The following is a 21,469-nucleotide window of genomic DNA, read 5'->3' as shown; positions in this document are numbered from 1 at the left end:
GCGGCCGGGTCGGGCGCGCCAAGTTGCGCGCCTATGCCTACCTGACGACCGAGCCCCGAAAGCCGCTGACGCCGCAGGCCGATCGGCGGCTCAGGGTGCTGGGCTCGCTGGACACGCTGGGCGCGGGCTTCACGCTGGCTTCACACGACCTTGACATAAGGGGCGCCGGCAACCTGCTGGGCGAGGAGCAGTCGGGCCATATCCGCGAGGTCGGCTACGAGCTTTACCAGGAGATGCTGGAGGAGGCGATCGCGCGCATCCGCGCCGGCGAGACCGGCCAGGCGGTCGAGCCCGAGGAGACCTGGGCGCCGCAGATCAGCCTTGGCGTGCCGGTGCTGATCCCCGAGGACTACGTGCCCGACCTCGACGTGCGGCTGGGGCTTTACCGCCGGCTCTCGGGGCTCGAGACGCGGCGCGACCTCGAGGGCTTCGCCGCCGAGCTGCACGACCGCTTCGGCAAGCTGCCCGCCGAGGTCGAGACGCTTTTGCGCGTCGTGCGTATCAAGGCGCTGTGCCGGAGCGCCGGCATCGCGCGCATGGACACCGGCCCGAAGGGGGCGACGATCCAGTTCAGGGACGACCGCTTCGCCAACCCCGCCGGGCTGGCCGCCTTCATGCAGGAGCAGCGGGGCCTGGCCAAGGTGCGCGACAACCGCCTGGTGGTGCGCCGCGACTGGACCGGCGACGCCGAGCGGGTCAAGGGCGCTTTCCAGGTCGCGCGCGAGCTGGCCAAGATCGCCGAGGCGGCGCGGGAGGCGGCCTAGGAGCCGCCCTGGAACCGGCCACAAGACGCACCGACCGCGCCGGCGGACCGGCGCGGTCGACACGTGGCACAAATCGCTTCGGGAAGAGGCCGACATCTCCGAGTAGCCAGCGCTCTGTCCCGAAATGAGACAACGTACAGTTCGCGGTTGCAACTGTTTTCTGCTGCAACCGGCGCAGTGCTGGCGCCTCATGCGGGCCGGCTGCCCGATGCTTGCCGGCGAATTGACGCGTGGTTGCAGGCGGGGCCGGGGCCAGGCCGCGCGGCCTGGCGGCGGGCTGCGTCACTGTGCCGCCCAGTCGGAGGAGGGGCTCGCGTCCCCTGCGTCGCCGAGCCGCGGCGTCTGGGGCACCTGGCAGCCCACCGGGCAGCAGCGCGCGGGCTGCTTCGAGGGGGTCTGGCCCAGGTCCAGCGCGCCGCGGTCGAGCAGCCGCTCGACCAGCCGGCGCCGCTCCTCCAGCGGATAGTAGCGGTAGATCTCGCGCCGCATCGCCTCGGGGCTGCCGCCGCCATGCAGGGAGATCACCGACATCCAGCCGGCGGTGTCCGAGGCGGTGAGGTCGTTCATCAGCCGCATGACCTCGGCGCGCTTGTCGTAGGGCACGTCCGGCCGCGTGCCCAGCATCGCCATCAGGTCGCCGCGGGTCTGGGGGTTGTGGTCCTCCTCGGGGCCGGGCAGGGCCACCACCATGCCGCCCGAGACCTCGTGCGCCAGCCGATGCAGGTCGTAGATCTGAGTCGCCATCATCAGCTTGCCGACATTGGCGAAGACCCCGTCTGGCTGGACCGCGCCCGAGGGGTGGGCGAAGCCGTAGATCGAGGCCGCCGCGCCGCAGGCGTACCAGCCCTCGACGATCTTGATCAGCTCGATCAGGTCGTCGCGCAGGTGCCGGGTGCGCTCCGCGTCGAGGCCGAGGCTCTCGATCGCCAGCACGCCGGCGCCGATCAGGAGGTCGCCGAAGCCCGCCCGCGCGCCGATGCACGAGTGCCGGTGGTGCGTTGCATAGGCCGAGACCAGCCGCTGCGTGTGCTGCCACTCGCCGGCCATGAACACCCGCTCCCAGGGCACGAAGACGTCGTCGAAGATGGCCACCGCCGTGCACTGTCCGTATTTGGCCGAGAACTTCGCCGCCGCCTCGCCGGGCCGCCCGGCGGGGCGGGAGACCAGCGTCAGGCCCTCGGCATCGAGGGGCACGGCGCAGCACACCGCGAAGTCGGCGTCCTCGGCGGTCATGGTGCGGCAGGGCATGACCATCAGTCCGTGCATGTAGGGCGCGCCGGTGACGATCGCCTTGGCGCCGCGGATGACGATGCCGCCCTGTCGCCGCGCGGAGATGTGGACATAGGCGTCGGCATTGGGCTGCCGGTGCGGCCTGAGCGAGCGGTCGCCCTTGCCGTCGGTCATGGCGACGCCGAGCGCGGCGTCCCCGGCCTGCGCCTGCGCCAGATAGGCGCGGAAGCGGGCGTGGTAGTCGGTGCCCAGCTCGGCGTCCATGGCGTGGGTCGCCTGGTGGATGGCGCCGAAGGCGTCGTGGGTCAGGTAGCGCTGGGCGCAGCCGACCTCGCGGCAGACCAGCCGCACGGCCTCGAGCTTCTCGATCAGGTCCTGCGGCCCGCGGTCGATCGCCACCATGCGGTTGACGGTTCTGCCGGCCGGGCCGCCGTCCTCGCCCCGCGCCGTCATCAGGTGGGCATAGCGCGCGTCGTGGGCGAGGTCGTAGGTGACGCCGACGGCAGCGACGCCGGGCGCCAGCTCGGGGGCCGTGGCGACGTCCTCGACCCGCCGTCCGTTGACGAAGACGCGGGGGTTCAGCCGTCTCAGGGACTCACGGTATTCCTCGCCCGTCATCATCGTCGTGATCCTTCCGGTGTTTCGCCGGAAACCCTAGCATGGCTCCGAAGGGCGTGAAATGTTGTGCTCGGCGGAGGGGAGGAAAGCCGCGAATGCGTATCGCCATGACGGATTTCGCCCTGCGGAACTGGGAGCCGCGCGCCAGCGGCACCCGGATCGTCGGTCTTTCGCCCGATGATTTGGTCAGGCGCTGCAATGCCTCCGACACGCGGCAGGTCGAGGGCTATGCGCCGTTCTGCCAGCACCTGTTCCTGGCGAACGACTCGCCCACCCGTTGCGGCTTCGCACCGATCAGCATGGCGAACCGGGCGCTGCTGCGCTCGGGCTATGCCAGGCGGCGCGAGGGCGAGATGGCGGTGCTGGAGCGCTGGTTCGACGCGGCGGAGGTCGAGGCCCCCGTCGCCCGCTGGCTGGACCTGATCCTCTACAGCCACGCCCAGCTGGTCGCCGAGGCGGCGGACTATGTCGAGGAACAGGCCGTGCCCGATTGCGACTGGGGCATCGTCTCGGTGATCGGCACGCTGGAGCCGGTCGAGCCGCCGATGCCGCCGATCACCCAGTGGCGCAACGCCCTCGGCCGGGCCGAGGGCGGCTTGGGGATCCCGGTCGACCGGGCGAAATACGACGCGGCGGTGGCGTTCTGGGACGCCCACGCGACGGTGAAAACGACGGAATAGACGACACCCGGGGGGAGAGACCGCATGTACCGCGCGCGCCGCGAGAGATTCCGCGAATACCTCGGTGGCGACCGCTGCCTGGTGCCAGCCTCGGTCTTCGACGCACTGTCGGCGCGTATCGCCGAGGATCTGGGCTTCGAGATCGGCATGGTCGGCGGGTCGTCGGCCTCGCTGGCGGTGCTCGGCGCGCCGGACCTGATCGTGCTGACGCTGACCGAGCTCGCCGGCCAGTGCCGGCGCATCGGCCGCGCCAGCGCGCTGCCGGTCATGGTCGACGCCGACCACGGCTATGGCAACGCGCTGAACGTGATGCGCACGGTCGAGGAGCTGGAGGCCGCCGGCGTCGCCGCGCTGAGCATCGAGGACACCGCCCTGCCGCGCGCCTTCGGGCAGGGCGGCGCCGCGCGGCTGCTCGCCGTGGAGGAGGGCGTGGGCAAGATGCGCGCGGCGCTGGCGGCACGCAGCGACCCGGCGCTGGTGATCGTCGGGCGCACCGGCGCGGCGCGCATCACCTCGCTCGACGACGCCATCGCGCGGGCGCGGGCCTATGCCGCGGCCGGGGTCGACGCGGTCTTCCTGCTCGGCGTCGAGACCGCCGAGGAGGTCGCGGCGGTGGCCGCCGAGGTGCCGGTTCCGCTGGTCATGGAGGGCCGGGCCTGGCACAGCATGAGCGCGGAGAAGCTGGCCGCGCACGGCGTCAGGGTGTGCCTGCGCGGCCACCCGACGCTGCCCGCCGCCATCCAGGCGATGCACGCCACGCTGAAGGCGCAGCGCGACGGGGTGGAGCCCCCCGACCTGCCGGAGCTGGCGCCGAAGGGCCTGATGGACCGGCTGACCCGGCGCCACGACTACCAGCGCTGGATCGGCGATTTCATGGAACCCGGGGATGACTGACCCGGCCGACCTCTCGGCTGCCGAGGCGGCGCGGAGGATCGCCGCGGGCCGGCTGTCCTCGGCCGAGCTGGTGGCGGCCTGCCTCGCCCGCATCGAGGCGTGCGAGGCCCGGCTGCGCGCCTGGGCCTTCCTCGACCCCGGGCTGGCGATGCAGCAGGCGCAGGCGCGCGATGCCGAGCTCGCTCGCGGCTACGGCGTCGGGCCGCTGCACGGCGTGCCCGTCGGCGTCAAGGACATCATCGACACCGCCGACATGCCCACCGAGAACGGCTATCGCGGCCATGCCGGGCGGCGGCCGGACCGGGACGCGGCCTGCGTGCGCGCGCTCAGGGATGCCGGAGCGGTGATCCTGGGCAAGACGGTGACGACCGAGCTGGCCAACCGCGTGCCGGGGCCAACGCGCAACCCGGTGGACCCGGCGCATACGCCGGGCGGCTCGTCCTCGGGCTCGGCCGCGGCGGTGCGCGCGGGCATGGTGCCCGCGGCCCTGGGCACGCAGACCGGCGGCTCGGTGATCCGGCCGGCGAGCTATTGCGGCGTGCACGGCTTCAAGCCCAGGTTCGGCCTGATCTCGCGCGCCGGCGTGACGCTGCAGGCGGACGAGCTCGACACCGTCGGCGTTCTGGCCCGCTCGGTCGAGGACCTCGGCCTGGTGGCCGACGCGCTCTCGGCCTCCGACCCGGCGGACCCGGACTGCGGCCCCCGCTCGCGCCTGCCGCTCGCCCACATGGCGGGGCAGGGGTTGCCCCGCCGGCCGCGGCTGGGCTTCCTGCGCACGGCCGTGTGGGAGAGGGGCGAGGCGCGGATGCGCGCAGCCATCGAGGGCTTCGCCGCGGCGCTTGGGGCGGACTGCGAGGAGGTGGCCCCGGACCCCGCGATCCCCGATGCCTGGGGCTGGCACCGCACCGTGCAGCTTCATGGCATGGGCCGGCACTACGGTCCGCTGGCCGACGCCGATGGCGAGCTGATGAGCGCGCGGCTGCGCGAGCTGGTGGCACAGGGCCGGGCGATACCCGAGGCCGCGGTCCGCGAGGCGGTGGCGCGGCGCGAGGCGGTCGACGCCGCGCTCGCCCCCGTCCTCGCCCGCTTCGACGCGATCCTGACCCCGGCCTCGCCGGGCCCGGCGCCCGCGGGGCTCGAGAGCACCGGCGAGGCCACCTTCAACGCCCTGTGGACCTGGCTCGGCATGCCGGCGGTGAGCCTGCCGCTGATCGAGGTCGACGGCCTGCCGCTGGGCGTGCAGCTTGTGGCCCCGCGGGGCGCCGACGGCCCGCTTTTGCGTGTGGCGCGCTGGCTAGAGGACCGGGTCGGGGCGGCGTGAAGGCGGGTGTCCACATGTGGACACGGGGTCAAGCCACTGATCCATAAGGCGGATCACGTGAGTGATGTAGGGCGGGCTTCAGCCCGCCATGCTTCTTGGTGGCGCCGGATGGCGGGGTGAACCCCGCCCTACGAGGGCCACCACCAGCGGCCGCCGAGGACCACGCCTTCGGAGACGATGCGCCGCTCCCCCGTCATGTGCTCGCCGACCACGTCGACATAGTCGAACCGCCCCTCGGCAACGCTCAGCATCGTCGCGTCGCCCACACTCCCCGGCTTCAGGCTGCCGAGCTCCGGGCGCTTCAGGGCCGTGGCGGCGTTGACCGTGGAGCGGCGGATCACTTCGGGCAGCTCGACGCCCATGCACAGGAACTTGGACATGGTGGTGACCTGGTCGAAGGCCGGGCCGTCGATGCACAGCGCGTGCACGTCCGACGAGATCGTGTCGGGCAAAAACCCGTTCGCCAGCATCGCCCGCGCCGTCTTGAAGGCGAACGAGCCCTTGCCGTGGCCGACGTCGAACAGCACGCCGCGCTGGCGCGCCGCGCGCACCGCCGGCTTGATCGTGCCCTGCGCGGTCAGGGGGGCGTTGGGGAAGGGGCGGAAGCAGTGGGTCAGCACGTCGCCGGGCCTCAGGCGCGCGCACAGCTCCTCGTAGGTCGGCGGCGGCTCGTCGATGTGGACCATCAGGGGCAGGCCGACCTCCTCGGCCGTCTGCAGCGCGTGCTCGAAGGGCGCCATGCCCTGGTCGCCCGAGGCGCCGCGCCCCAGCCGCACCTTGATGCCGATGATCACGTCGCGGTTGGCGTCGGCCACGGCGGCCGCCTCGCGCGGGGCCATCAGCCGGATGTCCTGGCTCTCGCCCACCATGACCGTGCGCGAGAAGCCGAAGATGCCGGCGAACGAGACGTGCAGATAGGCGAGGATGCGCACGGCGGAGGGCTCGATGACGTGCTTGCGAAAGCCGGCGAAGTTGCCCGGTCCCGCCGAGCCGGTATCGACCGCGGTGGTCACGCCCGAGCGGCGGCAGAACTCCTCGGCGTCGATGCCCAGGGATGTGCCGCCCCAGTAGACATGGGTGTGCAGGTCGATCAGGCCAGGGCTGACGATCCGGCCCGCCACGTCGCATACCTGTGTCTGTGGCCCGGCCTCGATCCGCGCGCCCACGCCCGCGACCTTGCCATCGGCAAACGCCACGTCGGCTACGGCGTCGAGGCTCTGCGAGGGGTCGATCACGCGGCCGCCGCGCAGGATCAGCTCGGGGGTCATGTCTTCTCCTTCCTGCGGGCCAGGATGGCGCGGAGGCGCGCCGCCGGCTCGGGCGTGGCATAGCTGGCGGCGAACTCGTCGATGCTGCGCGCGATGGCCTCGGGCCGGGGCAGCGTCTCCCAGCCGTGCAGGACGCGCTTTTGCGCGCGGACGGCGCCGGGGCCGGCGGCGAGGATCGCATCGACCACCGCGTCGGTCTCCGCCTCGAGCGCGCCCGGTGCGGCGAGGCGCTGGACAAAGCCCAGCCTGTGCGCCGCCTCGGCGCCGATGGTCTCGCCGGTCAGGACCAGCTCGGCCGCCTTGCCCCAGCCCATGAGGCGCGGCAGCAGGCAGGCCTCGATCACCGAGGGGATGCCGACGCGCACCTCGGGCATGCCGCAGGCCAGTGTCGGGTCGGCCACCCGGATGTCGGCGGCGGCGGCCAGCTCCATGGCGCCGCCCAGGCAGGGGCCGCGCAGCATCGCCACCACGGGCACGGGGATGCGGCGCACCGCGTCGATGGCCCGGTGCAGCGCGGTGATGAAGGCGCGGGCGCCGGCTTCGTCGAGCGCGGCCAGCGTGTTCAGATCGGCCCCGGCGGCGAAGGCGCGCCCGCCCGCGCCGGCAAGGATCACGGCGCGCAGCGATGCGTCCGCCGCCGCCGCCTCGGCCCGCGCCTCGAGCGCGGCGATCAGGGCGGGGCTGAGCGCGTTGAGCTTGCGCGGGTTGGCGAGCGCGAGCCGCGCCACGCGGCCCCCGCTGCGCGCCTCGGGCGCGACCTCGACGGTGCCGGCGTCGTGCATGCGGCCTCCGGGCTTCGCTGCTGCGAACGACTAAAGCCGAGGGCGCGGCCCGGCACAAGCGGCCCGGTCCCGAAATGCATGGATTCCGGGGGCCGCAACCGCTAGATTTGGCCGGCGAAGGGGAGAGCAATGGAGCGCCGTCTCGCCGCCGTCCTTGCCGCCGACATGGCGGGGTACTCGCGGCTCATGGAGGCCGACGAGCGGGGCACCCTCGCGCGCCTGATGACGCACCGCAGCGAGCTGATCGACCCCGCCATCGCCAAGAACCAGGGCCGCATCATCAAGACCACCGGCGACGGCATGCTGGTGGAGTTCCAGTCGGTGGCCGACGCGGTCAAATGCGCCGTTGAGATCCAGGAGCGCATGAAGCGGCGCAATGCCGACGTGCCCGAGGACCGGCGCATCCGCTTCCGCATCGGCATCAACCTGGGCGACATCATCTTCGAGGGCGGCGACATCTACGGCGACGGGGTCAACGTCGCCGCGCGCATCGAGCCCCTGGCCGAGGTCGGCGGCATCTGCGTGACCCAGGCGGTCTACGAGCAGGTCTCGGACCGGCTCGACGTCGCGTTCGAGGACCTGGGCGAGAAGAACCTGAAGAACATCAGCCGGCCGATCCGCGTGTGGCAGGTCGTGTACGACGCCGGGCAGGCCGGCGCGGGGGCCCAGGTCGGCGCGGCGAAGCAGGCGGTGGTCAAGCCCTCGGTGGCGGTGCTGCCCTTCGCCAACATGTCGGGCGACCCCGAGCAGGAGTTCTTCGTCGACGGGCTGACCGAGGACATCCTGACCGAGCTGGCGCGCCACCACGAGCTGTTCGTGATCTCGCGCAACTCCACCTTCGTCTACAAGGGCCAGTCGGTGAACATCCGCGAGGTGGCGCAGAAGCTGGGCGCGCAGTTCGTGGTCGAGGGCAGCGTGCGCAAGTCCGGCAACCGGCTGCGCGTCACGGTGCAGCTGATCGACGTGGCCACCGACGCGCATATCTGGGCCGAGCGCTACGACCGCAAGGTCGAGGACATCTTCGAGCTGCAGGACGAGGTGACGGCGGCGATCGTCGCCACCCTGCCGGGCCGGGTGGAGGCCGCGCAGCGCGAGCGCATCACGCGCAAGCCGCCCTCGAGCATGGTCGCCTATGAGCTGGTGCTGGCGGCCAAGGTGCGCCACCACCGCTCGAGCCGCGAGGAGAACGAGGAGGCGCAGAAGCTGATCGCGCGCGCGCTCGCGCTGGATCCCGAATACGCCCACGCGCACGCCTGGCGCGGCTGCATCATGGGCCAGGCCTGGGTCTATGGCTGGTGCGAGGACAAGGACGCGACCTTCGCCGAGGTGGTCTCCGAGCTCGAGATCGCGCTGTCGCTCGACGACAACGATGCCGACGTGCACCGCATCCTGTGCGCCATCAACGTCACCCGCAACGATCTCAACAAGGCGCGCTACCACCAGGAGCGGGCGCTCTCGCTCAACCCCAACTACGACCTGGTGGTGGTGCAGATGGGCGAGCTTTTGACCTGGTTCGGCCGGCCCGAGGAGGGGATCGAGTGGATCCTTAAGGCGATGAAGCTCAATCCGCACCACCCCGAGCGGTTCTGGAGCCATCTGGGCCGGGCGCAGTTCACCGCGCGCCAGTACGGGGAGGCCGTGGAGGCCTTCATGCACGTCTCGAAGATGGAGGTGCTGCAGCACGCCTTCGTCGCTGCCGCCTATGGCTGGCTCGGCGACCGCACGGCGGCCGAGGCGCATGTGGCGCGCATCCGCGCGCTCGAGCCCGAGTTCGACCTCGAGACCTTCCTCGGCACCATGCACTACGCCGAGGAGGCGGACCTCGCGCATCTGCGCGAGGGGCTGGTCAAGGCGGGCATCGCGGCGGCCTGAGGCCGCCGGGCGGCCCGCAGGCGCCTCAGCCGGTCATTTCGGGCCGGTCATCTCCGACTTGGGGTCGATGACCTTGCGGATCGGCGTCACCCGGATGGCGGGGAAGCCGCTGCGCTCGGCGTGGCGGCGGACCTCCTCGGCGCTCCCGGCGCGGTAGACGCAGAAGCTCTTGTTGTCGGAGACGAAGCTTTGCAGCCATTCGACCGCGGGGGAGGACTCCTGGGGGCCCCCGCCGCGGCTGGCGCGCTGCTCGCGGTCGAATTTGCCGACATCGGCGATGTCGCGCTCGACGATAAAGGTTTGCAGCCCCATGGGCGCCTCCCTGGTTCGTGGACCCGGCGCAACCCCCCGTCTGAGTCACAGATAGGGCACCGCCGCTGCGCTCGCCACAAAGGGGCGCACGGGCGCGCGCGGCATCGCCGGGGCCGGCCGCGCCGCCGCAGCCGCGCGGGGGGCCGCTGCTCAGGCGGCGTCGTTGGGGCCGGCCGAGCCGTCGGGTGCGGCCGAGCCGTCGGGGCCGTTCGGCCGCGCCAGCTCCACCGTCACCGGCAGCACCTCGGGCTCGTGCACGCGCAGCTGCGTGTGGTCCTCGGCCCAGCTCGCCAGCTTGATCACCACGCCGTTCGGGTTCTCGTCGGCGGGGTGCTCCTCGACCACGTTGAGCCCGTCGGCATCGACGAAGAAGGTGTGCTCGCCGAACACCTCGGTCAGCTTCGGCATGGCCGGGTTCTCCTGGGGCAGGGCCTCGATGCCGAGCTGGCTTTCGACATGGGCCTGCTGTGCGGCGCTGAGTTTCATGCTGGGTCTCCTTGTCCGGGGGTGGGGGCGGCGCCGCAAACAAAAAGGCCCCGCGCCGAGCCGTGTGCTCAGTGCGAAGCCATCTGCCGCTGGGGCCGGCAGGCTTGCTCAGGGCGTCTCACCGTGTGCAACCTAGTGATCCGGGTGCGGGCGAGTCAACCGCGTGGGCCGTCGCCGGCAAGTCCCGACCCGCGGTCGGTCGAGGCCGCGACCTCGAGCGTTGCCCGACCTCCGAGGGCCACTTTTTTCACCTGCCTTGCCGGCGCGTCGGCGCCGGATCGCGCCCACCCGGTCGGGCGCGATCCTCCTCTCCGGGGGCAACCCGTCTACCTTGATGGGAGTTGGCTCTGGTTCTGGGTGCCCACGAACAGCACGTTCTCCGGCCGCTCGCCGCGCGCCACGCGCTCGAGGTTCAGCGCCACGAAGTCCCAGCGGCGCTCGAGCGCCGCATCGGTCGCGGCGCATTCGTGCGGCGAGCAGATCACATTGTCGAGATCCTGGAAGGGATAGGCCGAGGGCCAGACCTCCGGCTTGCCCGCCTCGTTGTACTGCCACCAGACATCGAGCACCGCGCCGCCGATGCGCCGCCCGGCCAGCGCGGCGTAGAGCGCGGCCTCGTCGACCACCTTGCCGCGCCCGACATTGATCAGCACCGCCCCGGGCTTCATGCGTGCAATCCGGTCCGCGTCGATCAGGCCGCGGGTCTCGTCGTTGAGGTCGCAGGCGAGAAGCAGGAAATCGCTCCAGCCGATGAGCTCGTCGAGCCGGTCGGGGGTGCCGAGCCAGTCGAGCTCGGGCGGGCAGGCCAGGCGCGTGCGCCGGATGCCGGCCACCCGCACGCCGAAGGCGCGGGCGCGCAGGGCCACCTCGTGCCCGATATGGCCATAGCCGAGGATGCCCAGGCTGGCGCCCCTGACCTCGCCGTGGCGCGGGCCGCTGGCGACGCCGCGCCCGCCCCAGCCCTCGCGGCGGAAGCGCGCGTCCATGCGGCAAAGCCCGATGCGCCACTCCAGCATGGCGAGCAGCACATATTCCGCGATCGCCGTCTCGTGCTCGAAGCAGTTGGCGACCGGCACGCCTTGGGGCATGCGCTCGGGGCCCGTCCATTCGTGCCCGGTCCAGGGGATCTGGAACAGCTTGAGCCGCGGCACCGGCGGCCAGGGCTGCACCGGCGGGGCGCCGCCGACGATGGCATCGGCCTTCGCAGCCAGCGCGGCGAATGCCTCGGGGGCGTCCGCCTCCGGGGTCCAGCTCAGCACCTGAAGCCGGCGCCCATCCGGGCGCGCAGCGCCTCGGCGCGGGGCGCGGCGATGCGGCCCTGCACCAGCACCGTGCGGGTCTCGCCGCTCACCACAGCGACCGCCTGCCACGGGTCGCGCGGGCGTGCAGCGCCTCGGTGCGCTCCTTCAGGGTGGGCGCGTCCTCGGGCGCGTCCTGGCCGGGCGGGGTGACGCGGGTCACCGTGCGCCGGCCCTCGCGGGCGCCGAAATAGGCCCCGCCATGGGGCAGGAAGTGGCGCTCGTTCAGCGCCATCTTCTCGTGGTCGAGCCGGGTGCGCCCGCGCACCGACCACAGATAGGCCAGCACCAGCGCCGGGAAGGCCGCCAGCAGCGGCACGACCAGGTCCGGCCCAGCGAAGTGGATCAGCCCCGACGCGCGCAGCGCGAGCAGCACGAGGCCGGCGGTGAACAGCACCAGCGCGCCCAGCCCGAAGCCGACCAGGTTGCGCTCGAACCAGCCCGGCGGGCCGATGCGGCGCTCGAGCGCGTCGATCTGCCCGGCCGCGGCGCGCGCCTCGGCCGCCTCCTCCGTCGGGAGCCGGGAGAGAAACGCTTCCAGCGGCACGGTGGGGCGCTCGCCGAAGCCCTTCATGGCAGCAGCACGATCTTGCCGGTGACGCGGCGCTCGGCGAAGCGGGCGAAGGCCTCGCGCCACTTGTCGAAGGGCAGGCGGGCCGAGATCACGGGCTTGAGCTTCCCGGCCTCGTGCAGCGCCAGCAGCTCGCGCATCGCCCGGTCCTCCAGCTCGGCAGCGTCGGCGCGGCCCCGCGTCAGCGGCGAGCCGATCGCGGTAAGCCGCTTGATCAGCAGGTAGTTGGCCTTGATCTGGGGAATGCGGCCCGAGGCGAAGCCGACGATGGCGATGCGCCCGCCCGGCCGGATGGCGCGGATCGCGGCGTCGAACACGTCGCCGCCCACCATGTCGACCACGAGGTCGACGCCGCGGCCGTCGGTCAGCGCGTAGACCTCCTCGCGCAGGCTGTCGCGCAGGCCCTCGGCGGCGAGGTCGACGGTGGCCTCGGCGCCGTTCTCGCGCGCCAGCCGGGCCTTCTCCTCGCTGGTCACGCCGGCGATGACATGCATGCCCCTGGCGGCGCCGAACTGCACCATGGCAAGCCCGACGCCGCCCGAGGCGCCGGTGATCAGCACGGTCTCGCCGGCCTCGGCGCCGGCGTTCTCGATCATGCTGATATGCGCGGTCAGATAGACCAGCCCGAAGGCGGCGCCGTCCTCGAAGCTCATCGACCGGGGTATCGGCCACACGCTCGCCTCGGGCGCGCGCACCAGGGTGGCGAAGGCGCCCGAGCGCAGGGTGGCCAGCACCCGCTCGCCGGGGGCTGTGCGGGTCACGCCCGCGCCCACCGCGCGCACCACCCCGGCGCAGTCCAGCCCGGCGACGAAGGGGCGCGGCGGCTTGTGCTGGTAGCGGCCTTCGATCATCAGGTAGTCGGGGAAGTTGACGCTCATGGCGCGGGTCTCGATGATCACCTCGCCGGGGCCGGGCTCCGGGTCGGGCAGCTCGCGGATGGCGTGGCCCGCATAGGGGCCGAACTCCTCGACGACCAGCGCGCGCATCAGGCAGTCTCCAGGTAGACGCGGGTGATCCAGTCGGCGACCAGCGCGGGGCGCCCGGCGCCCTCGATCTCGACGGTCGCCTGCCAGTGCAGCGTGGCCTCGCCGGGGGCGCTGTCCTCGACGCGCGCCAGCCGGAAACGGCCGCGCAGCCGCGCGCCCGCCGGCACCGGCTCGACGAAGCGAACGCGGTCGAAGCCGTAGTTCACGCTCAGGCGCGTGCCCGCGATCGCCGGCCGCGCCTCGTAGGCGAAGCGGCTGAGCAGCGCCAGCGTCAGGAAGCCGTGCGCCACGGTGCCGCCGAACGGCGTTTGGGCGGCGCGCGCCGGGTCGACATGGATGTACTGGTGGTCGTGGGTGAGGTCGGCGAAGGCGTCGATCTCGGCCTGCGTCACCGGCAACCAGGACGAGACGCCGATCTCCGCGCCGGTGCGCGCGCGCAGCTGGGCCAGCGTCACGCTGCCTCCCGCACTCCCCGTCTCAGGCTCGGCGCCCAGGCTTGCCATGCTCGGCCCGCTCTCCCGGTGTGGCTCCCGGCCGTCGTGTGCCGCGGCCCGGTGAGCGGCCTACTTAAGCAGAGCCGCCGGGTCCGCTCAACCTCGCTCGCGGGGGCGTTTGACATTTGCGCCCGAGCGCGGAGATTGGACGCCTGCCCAGCGTCGGAGACGAAAGCATGCGCAACGCCGGGACCAGCATCAGCCCCGCCGGGGCGCCGGCTGCCGCGCGGCCGGCCAGGGCGCCGCGCACGCTGTTCGACAAGGCCTGGGAGGCGCACGTGGTGGCCCCGCTGGGCGACGGCTACGATCTGCTTCATGTCGACCGCAACCTGATCCACGACCTCTCGGGCGCGCGCGCGCTCGACGAGCTGGCGCGGCGCGGGCTGGCGGTGGAGCGGCCCGAGCTGACCTTCGCCGTGCCCGACCACGCGGTCTCCTCGGCGCCGGGGCGCACCGCCACCTCGACCGCGATCAGCGCCCGGCTCGCCCCGGCGCTGGGCGCCAAGGCGCGCGCCGCCTCCATCCGCTTCTTCGACGTGAACGACCCCGAGCAGGGCATCGTGCACGTCATCGGGCCCGAGCTGGGCCTGACCCTGCCGGGCCTTGTGATCACCTGCGGCGACAGCCACACCTCGACGCACGGCGGGCTGGGCGCGCTGGCCTTCGGCGTGGGGGCGAGCGAGGTCGCGCATGTGCTGGCGACGCAGACGGTGGTGGAGAAGCGCCCCCGGCGGATGCGCGTGACGTTTGCAGGACGGCCCGGCCGGGGCGTCACGCCCAAGGACATGATCCTCGCGCTGATCGGCCGGCTGGGTGCGGCGGGCGGCGACGGGCACGCGGTGGAATATGCCGGCGAGGCGGTGCGCGCGCTGCCGGTGGAGGGGCGGCTGACGCTGTGCAACATGTCGGTCGAGATGGGCGCCAAGGTGGGGCAGGTGGCCCCCGACGACACGACCTTCGAATACCTCGCCGGCCGGCCCTACGCGCCCGCGGGCGCGGCGTGGGAGCGCGCGCTCGCCGCCTGGCGGGCGCTGCCCACCGACGAGGGCGCCACCTTCGACCGCGAGGAGGTGCTGGAGGTCTCGGGCCTCGCGCCGCAGGTCACCTGGGGCACCAGCCCCGAGCATGTCGTGCCGGTGACCGGCCGCGTGCCCGACCCCGCCGCGGCGCCCGACGCGGGGCGCCGCGCCGCCTGGGCCAAGGCGCTCGACTACATGGGGCTCGCGCCGGGCACGGCGCTCGACGGGCTCGCCATCGACCACGTTTTCATCGGTTCGTGCACCAATGCGCGGCTCTCGGACCTGCGGGCGGCGGCCGCCATCGCCAGGGGCCGCCGCGTCGCCCCGGGCGTCACCGCCTGGGTGGTGCCCGGCAGCCAGGCGGTCCGGCGCGCCGCCGAGGCCGAGGGGCTCGACGCCGTGTTCCGCGCCGCAGGCTTCGAGTGGCGCGCGCCGGGCTGCGCGCAATGCGTCGCCGCCAACGGCGAGGTGGTGCCTGCGGGCGCCCGTGCCGTCTCCACCACCAACCGCAACTTCGTCGGCCGGCAGGGGCCGGGGGCGCGCACCCACCTCGCGAGCCCCGAGATGGCCGCCGCCGCGGCAGTCACGGGCCACATCACCGATATGCGCAGGCTGGCATGACCCCGCTTGCGCAGGTCAAGGGCCGGGCCGCGCCGCTGATGGCCGAGAACGTCGACACCGACGTGATCATCCGCATCGAGCGGCTGTCGCTCCTGGCCCGCGACCAGCTCGGGCCCTACGCCTTCGAGGCCTGGCGCTACCGCGCCGACGGCACCGAGGACCCGGACTTCGTGCTCAACAGGGCCGAGTGGCGCGGCGCGCCGATCCTGATCGCGGGGCGCAACTTCGGCTGCGGCTCGTCGCGCGAGGGCGCGGTCTGGGCGCTGAACGCGCTGGGCATCCGGGTCGTGATCGCGCCGGGCTTCGGCGCCATCTTCGCCGGCAACTGCTACCAGAACGGCACGCTGCCGCTGGTCCTGCCCGCCGAGACGGTGGCGGCCTTCGCCGAGGCCGCCCGCGCCGCGCCTCAGGCCGAGTTCACCGTGGACCTCGAGCGCCAGACGGTGACACCCCCGAACGGCCGCCCGCTGCGCTTCGAGATCGACGGCCTGCGCCGCCGTGCGCTCCTGAGCGGGCTCGACGACATCGAGGCGACGACGCGGCGCCTCGATGAGATCCGCGCCTTCCGGCGCGCCGACCGCGCCCGCCGGCCGTGGGCTTACCTGAGCGACGGAGACACCCCATGAGCGACCTCTCAGGCGTGCGCGCGCTGCTCTTCGACACCTTCGGCACCGTGGCGGACTGGCGCGGCTCGATCACCCGCATGGGCGAGCGCCTGGCCGCGAAAAAGGGCATCGACCACGTGGACTGGGAGGCCTTCGCGCGGGCCTGGCGCGCCGGCTATCGCCCCGGACTGCAGCGCGTCATCGAGGGCAAGCGCGGCTGGACCCCGATCGACGTCATCCACCGCGAGCGGCTCGACGAGCTTCTGCCCGAGTTCGGCCTCGACGGCGCGCTCAGCGCGGCCGAGCGCGAGGACATGGTGCTGTGGTGGCACCGGCTCGAGCCCTGGCCCGACGCCGTGCCCGGGCTCCTGCGGCTGAAGCGGCGCTACCTGATCGGCCCGCTCTCGAACGGCTCCACGGTGCTGCTCGCGGGCATGGCCAAGCGCGGCGGCATCCCCTGGGACCTGGTGATCTCGTCCGATGTGGTGCGCGCCTACAAGCGCGACGCCCGGGCCTATCTGGGCGCCTGCTCGGCGCTGGCGATGCAGCCCGGCGAGGTGATGATGTGCGCCGCGCACAACGACGACCTCGCCGCCGCGCGCAGCCACGGGCTGCGCACGGCCTATATCAACCGGCCCTACGAGTACGGCGCCGACCAGAGCAAGGACTTCGCCGCCGAGGACGCGTGGGACATCGTCACCGACCATGTCGGCGGCATCGCCGACGCGCTGGGCCTGCCGCTCGGCTGACCGCCGCGCCCGACCCCGCGGCGCCTGACCTTGCGTCTCAGGCTGCCAGCTTCATGGCGATGCGCGCCAACCGCTCGCCCTGGAAGCGGGCGCCCTCCAGCTCCTGCTCGCCCGGCCAGCGCGAGCCGTCCGAATTGGTCGCCACGGTCATGCCGTAGGGCGCGCCGCCGCGCACCGTGTCGTTGCCCATCTGGCCCTTGTAGGCATAGGACAGCGGCACGATCAGCATGCCGTGGTGCTGCAGCACGATCTGCGTGGTGATCAGTGTCGTCTCCTGGCCGCCATGCTGGCTGGCGGTCGAGCACATCACGGTGGCCGGCTTGTCGATCAGCGTGCCGTTCTTCCAGTGCGCCCCGGTCCGGTCGAGGAAGTTCTTCATCTGCGCCGGCATGTTGCCATAGCGCGTCGGCACGCCGAACACGAAGCCGTCATAGCGGTCGAGCTCGGCGGGGTCGGCGATCTCCGCCTGCTGGTCGAGCTTGTAGCCCGACTCCTTCGCCACCTCTTGCGACACGATTTCGGGCACGCGCTTGATGGTCGCCTCGGCGCCCGCCTGGCCGGCGCCTTCCACGGCCGACCAGGCCATTGCCTCCATGTGACCCCAGCTCGAATAGTAGAGCACGAGTATCCTGGCCACTTGGCTGCCTCCTTTCACGTTTCGTCTGCAATAGCGACGAATCCGGCGCCGGGAGAGTTCCCCGATCCCGGGCGGCGGCTTGCCAAAAGCGGCTCGGGCGGCATCTCATGCGGCACCCGCACGGGCGGGCGCGCCTGCCGCCCGCCGCGCCTGCCACGCAAGGGGAAGACCGCGATGACACCCGACCTCTACTACCTCGCCTACAGCGCCGTTCTCACCGCGCTGCTGTGGGTGCCCTACGTGCTCGGCCAGTTCCTGGTGGCGGGCCCGCCGGGGCCCGGGCGCTATCGCGACCCGACCCCGCCCGAGCTGCCCAACTGGGTCAAGCGGTGCAACCGCGCGCACCAGAACGCGGTCGAGAACCTCAACCCATTCGCCGCGGTGGTGATGATCTCGCACGTGGCGCATATCTCGAACCCGGTCACGGCGATGTGGGCGGCGACCTTCTTCTGGTCGCGCGTGGCGCATGCGGTCATCATGTGGCTGGGCATTCCCTACCTGCGCACGGTGGCCTTCCTCGCCAGCCTGCTCGCCACCTTCGGCATCTTCTGGGAGATCGTGATCTTCGTGCCGCCGGGCTGAGCCCGCGTCTGGACCCGGCGCGGGCGCCCCGCTAACAAGGCGGCCGCAGTCCGGTTCACGAGGGAGTTTCCATGCGCACGCACCGCATCGCCGCCATCCCCGGCGACGGCATCGGCACCGAGGTCATCGCAGCCGGGCTCGAGGTGCTCGAAGCCTTGGCCGCCCGCGACGGCGGCTTTCGCATCGAGGGCGTGCATTTCGACTGGGGCGCCGAGCGGTACCTGCGCGAGGGCGCGATGATGCCGGCCGACGGGCTGGCGCAGCTCAGGCCCTTCGACGCCATCTATTTCGGCTCGGCCGGCGACCCGCGCGTGCCCGACCATGTCACGCTGTGGGGGCTCAGGCTCGCCATCTGCCAGCCCTTCGACCAGTACGCCAACGTCCGCCCCGCGCGCATCCTGCCCGGCATCGAGAGCCCGTTGCGCCATGTCGGCCCCGGCGATCTCGACTGGGTGATCGTGCGCGAGAACACAGAGGGCGAATACGCCGGCGCCGGCGGCCGCGTGCACCAGGGGCTGCCGCTCGAGACCGGACTCGACGTCGCCGTCTTCACCCGCCCCGGCGTCGAGCGGGTGCAACGCTTCGCGCTCGAGCTGGCGCGCTCGCGGCCCAGAAAGCACCTGACGCTGGTGACCAAGTCCAACGCCCAGCGCCATGGCATGGTGATGTGGGACGCGGTGTTCGAGGAGGTCCGCGCCGACTACGCGGACGTGACCTGCGAGCGCGTGCTGGTCGACGCCATGACCACGCGCATGGTGCTGAAGCCGCAAACCATCGACACCGTGGTGGCCACCAACCTGCACGCCGACGTGCTCAGCGACCTGGCGGCGGCGCTGACCGGCTCGCTGGGGCTGGCGCCGACGGCGAACCTGAACCCCGAGCGGCGCTTCCCCTCGATGTTCGAGCCGATCCACGGCTCCGCCTTCGACATCATGGGCCAGGGCATCGCCAACCCGATCGGCGCGTTCTGGTCGGCCTCGATGATGCTCGAGCACCTGGGCGAGGCCGGCGCCGCCGCCGCCCTGATGGCCGCCGTCGAGCGCGTCACCGGCGAGCGCCGCGTGCGCCCGCACGACCTGGGCGGCGACGCCACCACCGCCCAGCTCACCCGCGCGGTGATCGGTGCCATCGAGGGCGCCAACGCCTGAGCGCGCCGCGCCCGCCGGGCAATAGCGACCCGCGCCCGCAGCGCGGGCAAGAACGCCTTGTGGCAAGCCCGCCGCGCCTGTAAAAATCAGACGCAATTTCAGCGGTGCCGTCAGCGTGCGGTCGGGCGGTGAACCGGGATCCCGCCATGCGGCGGGCCGGCCTGTGGAACGAGCGGTATGGCGCGCCACAATACCGCCGAGGGTTTGGGGAGGTCCCAATGACGGCACTGCTCGCCCTGTCCCGGGCGATCGACCGGCTGACCGCCTTCGTCGGCAGGTGGGTGTCCTGGCTGGTGCTCGCCGCGATCCTGGTCAGCGCCATCAATGCCGCGGTGCGCAAGGCCTTCGACGAGTCCTCGAACGCCTGGCTCGAGCTGCAATGGTACCTGTTCGGCGCCGTGTTCCTGCTCGCCTCGGCCTACACGCTGCAGCAGAACGAGCACATCCGCATCGACATCCTCTATGGCGGGCGCTCGAAGCGTACCCAGGACTGGATCGACCTTTTCGGCCACATCTTCTTCCTGATGCCGTTCTGCCTGCTGATGGTCTGGCTCCTGGTGCCCTACACGATCAGCTCGATCGAGAGCGGCGAGACCTCGACCAATGCGGGCGGGCTGATCATCTGGCCGTCCAAGGCGCTGCTGCTCGGCGGCTTCGTGCTGCTGACGCTGCAGGGCATCTCCGAGATCATCAAGCGCATCGCCATCATGCGCGGCATCATCGAGGACCCGAACCCCTACCAGGCGCCGCACGGAGAGGACGAGCTCGAGGCGGCCAAGGGGGGGCAAGGCGATGATTGAGACCATCGCGCTGAACCTGGCGCCGATCATGTTCGCCTCGCTGGTGGTGTTCCTGCTGCTGGGCTACCCGGTCGCCTTCGCGCTGGCCGCGAACGGGCTGATGTTCTTCTTCATCGGGGTCGAGCTGGCGCCCTATTCGCACGATTCGATCAACCTGTTCTGGCCGCTCTTGCGCGCGCTGCCCGACCGCTTTTGGGGCGTGATGTCGAACGAGACGCTCTTGGCGATCCCGTTCTTCACCTTCATGGGCCTGATCCTCGAGCGATCCGGCATGGCCGAGGACCTGCTCGAGACCATCGGCCAACTGTTCGGGCCGGTGCGCGGGGGCCTGGGCTTCGCCGTGGTCGTGGTCGGCGCGCTGCTGGCCGCGACCACCGGCGTGGTCGCCGCCTCGGTGATCTCGATGGGGCTGATCTCGCTGCCGGTGATGATGCGCTACGGCTACGACCGGCGCGCGGCCACCGGCATCATCGCCGCCTCGGGCACGCTGGCGCAGATCATCCCGCCCTCGCTGGTGCTGATCGTGATGGCCGACCAGCTCGGCCGCTCGGTCGGCGACATGTACGAGGGCGCGATCATTCCGGGCTTCGTGCTGACCGGGCTCTACCTGAGCTACATCGTCCTGCTCTCCGTGCTGTTCCCCAAGGCGGCGCCGGCGCTGCCGCCCGAGTCGCGCACGCTCGGCTCAGGCATCCTGTCGCTGCTGGTGATGCTGGTGCTGACCGTGGCGGTGTCCTATTTCGCCATCGGCTACCTGGCGCGCGAGGGCAACGCCAACCCCGACATCTGGGGCATCATGATCGGCGTGCTGGTCGCCTATGCCATCGCGCTGGCCAACCGCACCTTCCACCTCAACGTGTTGTCGCATCTCAGCCAGCAGGTGATCATCGTGCTGATCCCGCCGCTGGCGCTGATCTTCCTCGTGCTCGGCACCATCTTCCTCGGCATCGCCACGCCGACCGAGGGCGGCGCGATGGGCGCCGTGGGCGCGCTGACGCTGGCCATCGTCAAGCGGCGGCTGACCATGGAGATGCTGCGCCACGCGCTGGCGGCGACCACGCGGCTGTCCTCCTTCGTGCTGTTCATCCTTTTGGGCGCGCGCGCCTTCTCGCTCACGTTCTACGGGGTCAACGGCCATCTGTGGGTCGAGCACCTGCTGACCAGCCTGCCTGGCGGCCAGATCGGCTTTCTCATTGTGGTCAACCTGTTGGTGTTCGTGCTGGCCTTCTTCCTCGACTTCTTCGAGCTCGCCTTCATCATCATCCCGCTGCTCGCCCCGGTGGCGCAGAAGCTGGGCATCGACCTGATCTGGTTCGGCGTGCTCTTGGGCATCAACATGCAGACCAGCTTCATGCATCCGCCGTTCGGCTTTGCGCTGTTCTACCTGCGCTCGGTGGCGCCGCGGGCGGCCTATGTCGACAAGGTCACCGGCCAGCGCATCGAGCCCGTGACCACCGCCCAGATCTACTGGGGCGCGGTGCCCTTCGTGCTGATCCAGGTAATCATGGTCGGCCTGACGCTGGCCTTCCCCTACATGGTCACGCACTACAAGCACCACTCCAACGTGAACCCGGCGACCGTGAAGATCGAGGTGCCCGCCTTCAACGCGCCCTCGGGCAGCGGGCTGAACTTCGGCACGGGCTCGGGCAACCAGTCGGGCGGCAGCTCCAACAAGGGCGGCTATACCGTGCCGCCGCCGCCGAAGTTCTGAGCCGGCTCGACCGTGCGCGCC

22 protein-coding genes are annotated in these 21,469 nt (G+C 72.0%); 12 read left to right on the top strand and 10 right to left on the bottom strand.

Annotated elements, in window-relative coordinates:
* The coding region (locus AC32QD_RS03050; protein ID WP_492009009.1) for a TRCF domain-containing protein at nucleotides 1–764 on the top strand (764 nt) is incomplete at its 5' end.
* Between the two features lie 282 nt (nucleotides 765–1,046).
* Here AC32QD_RS03050 and AC32QD_RS03045 read toward each other — a convergent pair.
* The gene (locus AC32QD_RS03045) at nucleotides 1,047–2,615 is read right to left on the bottom strand and encodes a 4-hydroxyphenylacetate 3-hydroxylase family protein (RefSeq protein WP_492009008.1); all 1,569 of its coding nucleotides are present in this window, start codon (nucleotides 2,613–2,615) and stop codon (nucleotides 1,047–1,049) included.
* A gap of 92 nt (nucleotides 2,616–2,707) precedes the next feature.
* Between AC32QD_RS03045 and AC32QD_RS03040 the strand changes: the two genes are divergently transcribed.
* From AC32QD_RS03040 to AC32QD_RS03030, 3 genes are read left to right on the top strand one after another with little or no spacing between them, the layout of a single operon-like run.
* Nucleotides 2,708–3,292 carry a DUF3228 family protein gene (locus AC32QD_RS03040; RefSeq protein WP_492009007.1) on the top strand — a complete coding sequence of 195 codons (585 nt, stop codon included), beginning with the start codon at nucleotides 2,708–2,710 and terminating at the stop codon, nucleotides 3,290–3,292.
* A 24-nt stretch (nucleotides 3,293–3,316) separates the two neighbouring features.
* Nucleotides 3,317–4,186, top strand: coding sequence for an isocitrate lyase/PEP mutase family protein (locus tag AC32QD_RS03035; RefSeq protein ID WP_492009006.1), 870 nt, complete (start codon nucleotides 3,317–3,319; stop codon nucleotides 4,184–4,186).
* Nucleotides 4,179–5,507, top strand: coding sequence for an amidase (locus tag AC32QD_RS03030; protein ID WP_492009005.1), 1,329 nt, complete (start codon nucleotides 4,179–4,181; stop codon nucleotides 5,505–5,507). The genes AC32QD_RS03035 and AC32QD_RS03030 overlap by 8 nt, the downstream gene beginning before the upstream one ends.
* Before the next feature lie 128 nt (nucleotides 5,508–5,635).
* Here AC32QD_RS03030 and AC32QD_RS03025 read toward each other — a convergent pair whose 3' ends face one another.
* A complete protein-coding gene (locus tag AC32QD_RS03025) occupies nucleotides 5,636–6,775 on the bottom strand; it encodes an amidohydrolase/deacetylase family metallohydrolase (protein WP_492009004.1) in 1,140 nt (379 codons plus the stop codon).
* On the bottom strand, nucleotides 6,772–7,557 hold the full coding sequence (locus tag AC32QD_RS03020; protein ID WP_492009003.1) for an enoyl-CoA hydratase-related protein: 786 nt from the start codon (nucleotides 7,555–7,557) through the stop codon (nucleotides 6,772–6,774). The genes AC32QD_RS03025 and AC32QD_RS03020 overlap by 4 nt, the downstream gene beginning before the upstream one ends.
* Before the next feature lie 129 nt (nucleotides 7,558–7,686).
* Between AC32QD_RS03020 and AC32QD_RS03015 the strand changes: the two genes are divergently transcribed.
* On the top strand, nucleotides 7,687–9,429 hold the full coding sequence (locus AC32QD_RS03015) for an adenylate/guanylate cyclase domain-containing protein (protein ID WP_492009002.1): 1,743 nt from the start codon (nucleotides 7,687–7,689) through the stop codon (nucleotides 9,427–9,429).
* Between the two features lie 33 nt (nucleotides 9,430–9,462).
* Here AC32QD_RS03015 and AC32QD_RS03010 read toward each other — a convergent pair whose 3' ends face one another.
* The 6 genes from AC32QD_RS03010 to AC32QD_RS02985 form a co-directional block, all read right to left on the bottom strand.
* Nucleotides 9,463–9,741, bottom strand: coding sequence for a DUF4242 domain-containing protein (locus AC32QD_RS03010; RefSeq protein WP_492009001.1), 279 nt, complete (start codon nucleotides 9,739–9,741; stop codon nucleotides 9,463–9,465).
* Between the two features lie 150 nt (nucleotides 9,742–9,891).
* Entirely contained in the window at nucleotides 9,892–10,227 is a 336-nt protein-coding gene (locus tag AC32QD_RS03005) for a hypothetical protein (protein ID WP_492009000.1), read from the bottom strand.
* Between the two features lie 326 nt (nucleotides 10,228–10,553).
* Nucleotides 10,554–11,486 (bottom strand): 2-hydroxyacid dehydrogenase, encoded by a 933-nt coding sequence (locus AC32QD_RS03000; RefSeq protein ID WP_492008999.1) that lies wholly within the window; start codon nucleotides 11,484–11,486, stop codon nucleotides 10,554–10,556.
* Nucleotides 11,487–11,574: 88 nt separating this feature from the next.
* On the bottom strand, nucleotides 11,575–12,099 hold the full coding sequence (locus tag AC32QD_RS02995; RefSeq protein WP_492008998.1) for a hypothetical protein: 525 nt from the start codon (nucleotides 12,097–12,099) through the stop codon (nucleotides 11,575–11,577).
* On the bottom strand, nucleotides 12,096–13,082 hold the full coding sequence (locus AC32QD_RS02990; RefSeq protein WP_492008997.1) for an NADPH:quinone oxidoreductase family protein: 987 nt from the start codon (nucleotides 13,080–13,082) through the stop codon (nucleotides 12,096–12,098). The genes AC32QD_RS02995 and AC32QD_RS02990 overlap by 4 nt, the downstream gene beginning before the upstream one ends.
* Nucleotides 13,082–13,585: a MaoC family dehydratase gene (locus tag AC32QD_RS02985; protein WP_492008996.1), complete on the bottom strand. Its 504-nt coding sequence runs from the start codon at nucleotides 13,583–13,585 to the stop codon at nucleotides 13,082–13,084. The genes AC32QD_RS02990 and AC32QD_RS02985 overlap by 1 nt, the downstream gene beginning before the upstream one ends.
* Before the next feature lie 167 nt (nucleotides 13,586–13,752).
* On the opposite strand from AC32QD_RS02985, the gene leuC reads away from it, so the two are divergent.
* Genes leuC through AC32QD_RS02970 form a run of 3 tightly spaced genes read left to right on the top strand, consistent with a single transcriptional unit; the run spans nucleotide 13,753 to nucleotide 16,570 of the window.
* Complete coding sequence (gene leuC / locus AC32QD_RS02980) at nucleotides 13,753–15,216, top strand: 3-isopropylmalate dehydratase large subunit (RefSeq protein WP_492008995.1); 1,464 nt, start codon at nucleotides 13,753–13,755, stop codon at nucleotides 15,214–15,216.
* A complete protein-coding gene (gene leuD / locus AC32QD_RS02975) occupies nucleotides 15,213–15,842 on the top strand; it encodes a 3-isopropylmalate dehydratase small subunit (RefSeq protein WP_492008994.1) in 630 nt (209 codons plus the stop codon). The genes leuC and leuD overlap by 4 nt, the downstream gene beginning before the upstream one ends.
* Nucleotides 15,839–16,570 (top strand): haloacid dehalogenase type II, encoded by a 732-nt coding sequence (locus AC32QD_RS02970; protein WP_492008993.1) that lies wholly within the window; start codon nucleotides 15,839–15,841, stop codon nucleotides 16,568–16,570. The genes leuD and AC32QD_RS02970 overlap by 4 nt, the downstream gene beginning before the upstream one ends.
* Nucleotides 16,571–16,607: 37 nt before the next feature.
* Here AC32QD_RS02970 and wrbA read toward each other — a convergent pair whose 3' ends face one another.
* Complete coding sequence (gene wrbA, locus AC32QD_RS02965; protein WP_492008992.1) at nucleotides 16,608–17,207, bottom strand: NAD(P)H:quinone oxidoreductase; 600 nt, start codon at nucleotides 17,205–17,207, stop codon at nucleotides 16,608–16,610.
* 174 nt (nucleotides 17,208–17,381) lie between these two features.
* Between wrbA and AC32QD_RS02960 the strand changes: the two genes are divergently transcribed.
* The 4 genes from AC32QD_RS02960 to AC32QD_RS02945 all read left to right on the top strand — a co-directional run bounded on the left by AC32QD_RS02960 (nucleotide 17,382) and on the right by AC32QD_RS02945 (nucleotide 21,448).
* A complete protein-coding gene (locus AC32QD_RS02960) occupies nucleotides 17,382–17,789 on the top strand; it encodes an MAPEG family protein (protein WP_492008991.1) in 408 nt (135 codons plus the stop codon).
* 71 nt (nucleotides 17,790–17,860) lie between these two features.
* Nucleotides 17,861–18,937: a tartrate dehydrogenase gene (locus tag AC32QD_RS02955; RefSeq protein ID WP_492008990.1), complete on the top strand. Its 1,077-nt coding sequence runs from the start codon at nucleotides 17,861–17,863 to the stop codon at nucleotides 18,935–18,937.
* A 218-nt stretch (nucleotides 18,938–19,155) separates the two neighbouring features.
* Nucleotides 19,156–19,737, top strand: a complete 582-nt coding sequence (locus AC32QD_RS02950; RefSeq protein WP_492008989.1) for a TRAP transporter small permease subunit — start codon at nucleotides 19,156–19,158, stop codon at nucleotides 19,735–19,737.
* Nucleotides 19,730–21,448, top strand: a complete 1,719-nt coding sequence (locus AC32QD_RS02945; protein ID WP_492008988.1) for a TRAP transporter large permease — start codon at nucleotides 19,730–19,732, stop codon at nucleotides 21,446–21,448. The genes AC32QD_RS02950 and AC32QD_RS02945 overlap by 8 nt, the downstream gene beginning before the upstream one ends.
* Nucleotides 21,449–21,469: the final 21 nt, after the last annotated feature.

It is taken from the genome of Thermohalobaculum sp. (assembly GCF_058622915.1).
This window is presented reverse-complemented; position numbering and strand designations above follow the sequence as displayed.

What these genes read in the sequence shown, in the direction of transcription:
- AC32QD_RS02995 (WP_492008998.1), bottom strand. Translation starts at nt 12,099, where the DNA reads ATGAAGGGCTTCGGCGAGCGCCCCACCGTGCCGCTGGAAGCGTTTCTC.
- AC32QD_RS02950 (WP_492008989.1), top strand. Translation starts at nt 19,156, where the DNA reads ATGACGGCACTGCTCGCCCTGTCCCGGGCGATCGACCGGCTGACCGCC.
- AC32QD_RS03035 (WP_492009006.1), top strand. Translation starts at nt 3,317, where the DNA reads ATGTACCGCGCGCGCCGCGAGAGATTCCGCGAATACCTCGGTGGCGAC.
- AC32QD_RS03005 (WP_492009000.1), bottom strand. Translation starts at nt 10,227, where the DNA reads ATGAAACTCAGCGCCGCACAGCAGGCCCATGTCGAAAGCCAGCTCGGC.
- AC32QD_RS02985 (WP_492008996.1), bottom strand. Translation starts at nt 13,585, where the DNA reads ATGGCAAGCCTGGGCGCCGAGCCTGAGACGGGGAGTGCGGGAGGCAGC.
- leuD (WP_492008994.1), top strand. Translation starts at nt 15,213, where the DNA reads ATGACCCCGCTTGCGCAGGTCAAGGGCCGGGCCGCGCCGCTGATGGCC.
- AC32QD_RS03040 (WP_492009007.1), top strand. Translation starts at nt 2,708, where the DNA reads ATGCGTATCGCCATGACGGATTTCGCCCTGCGGAACTGGGAGCCGCGC.
- AC32QD_RS02960 (WP_492008991.1), top strand. Translation starts at nt 17,382, where the DNA reads ATGACACCCGACCTCTACTACCTCGCCTACAGCGCCGTTCTCACCGCG.
- AC32QD_RS02955 (WP_492008990.1), top strand. Translation starts at nt 17,861, where the DNA reads ATGCGCACGCACCGCATCGCCGCCATCCCCGGCGACGGCATCGGCACC.
- AC32QD_RS02970 (WP_492008993.1), top strand. Translation starts at nt 15,839, where the DNA reads ATGAGCGACCTCTCAGGCGTGCGCGCGCTGCTCTTCGACACCTTCGGC.
- AC32QD_RS03010 (WP_492009001.1), bottom strand. Translation starts at nt 9,741, where the DNA reads ATGGGGCTGCAAACCTTTATCGTCGAGCGCGACATCGCCGATGTCGGC.
- AC32QD_RS03045 (WP_492009008.1), bottom strand. Translation starts at nt 2,615, where the DNA reads ATGATGACGGGCGAGGAATACCGTGAGTCCCTGAGACGGCTGAACCCC.
- AC32QD_RS02945 (WP_492008988.1), top strand. Translation starts at nt 19,730, where the DNA reads ATGATTGAGACCATCGCGCTGAACCTGGCGCCGATCATGTTCGCCTCG.
- AC32QD_RS02990 (WP_492008997.1), bottom strand. Translation starts at nt 13,082, where the DNA reads ATGCGCGCGCTGGTCGTCGAGGAGTTCGGCCCCTATGCGGGCCACGCC.
- AC32QD_RS03025 (WP_492009004.1), bottom strand. Translation starts at nt 6,775, where the DNA reads ATGACCCCCGAGCTGATCCTGCGCGGCGGCCGCGTGATCGACCCCTCG.
- leuC (WP_492008995.1), top strand. Translation starts at nt 13,753, where the DNA reads ATGCGCAACGCCGGGACCAGCATCAGCCCCGCCGGGGCGCCGGCTGCC.
- AC32QD_RS03020 (WP_492009003.1), bottom strand. Translation starts at nt 7,557, where the DNA reads ATGCACGACGCCGGCACCGTCGAGGTCGCGCCCGAGGCGCGCAGCGGG.
- AC32QD_RS03015 (WP_492009002.1), top strand. Translation starts at nt 7,687, where the DNA reads ATGGAGCGCCGTCTCGCCGCCGTCCTTGCCGCCGACATGGCGGGGTAC.
- AC32QD_RS03030 (WP_492009005.1), top strand. Translation starts at nt 4,179, where the DNA reads ATGACTGACCCGGCCGACCTCTCGGCTGCCGAGGCGGCGCGGAGGATC.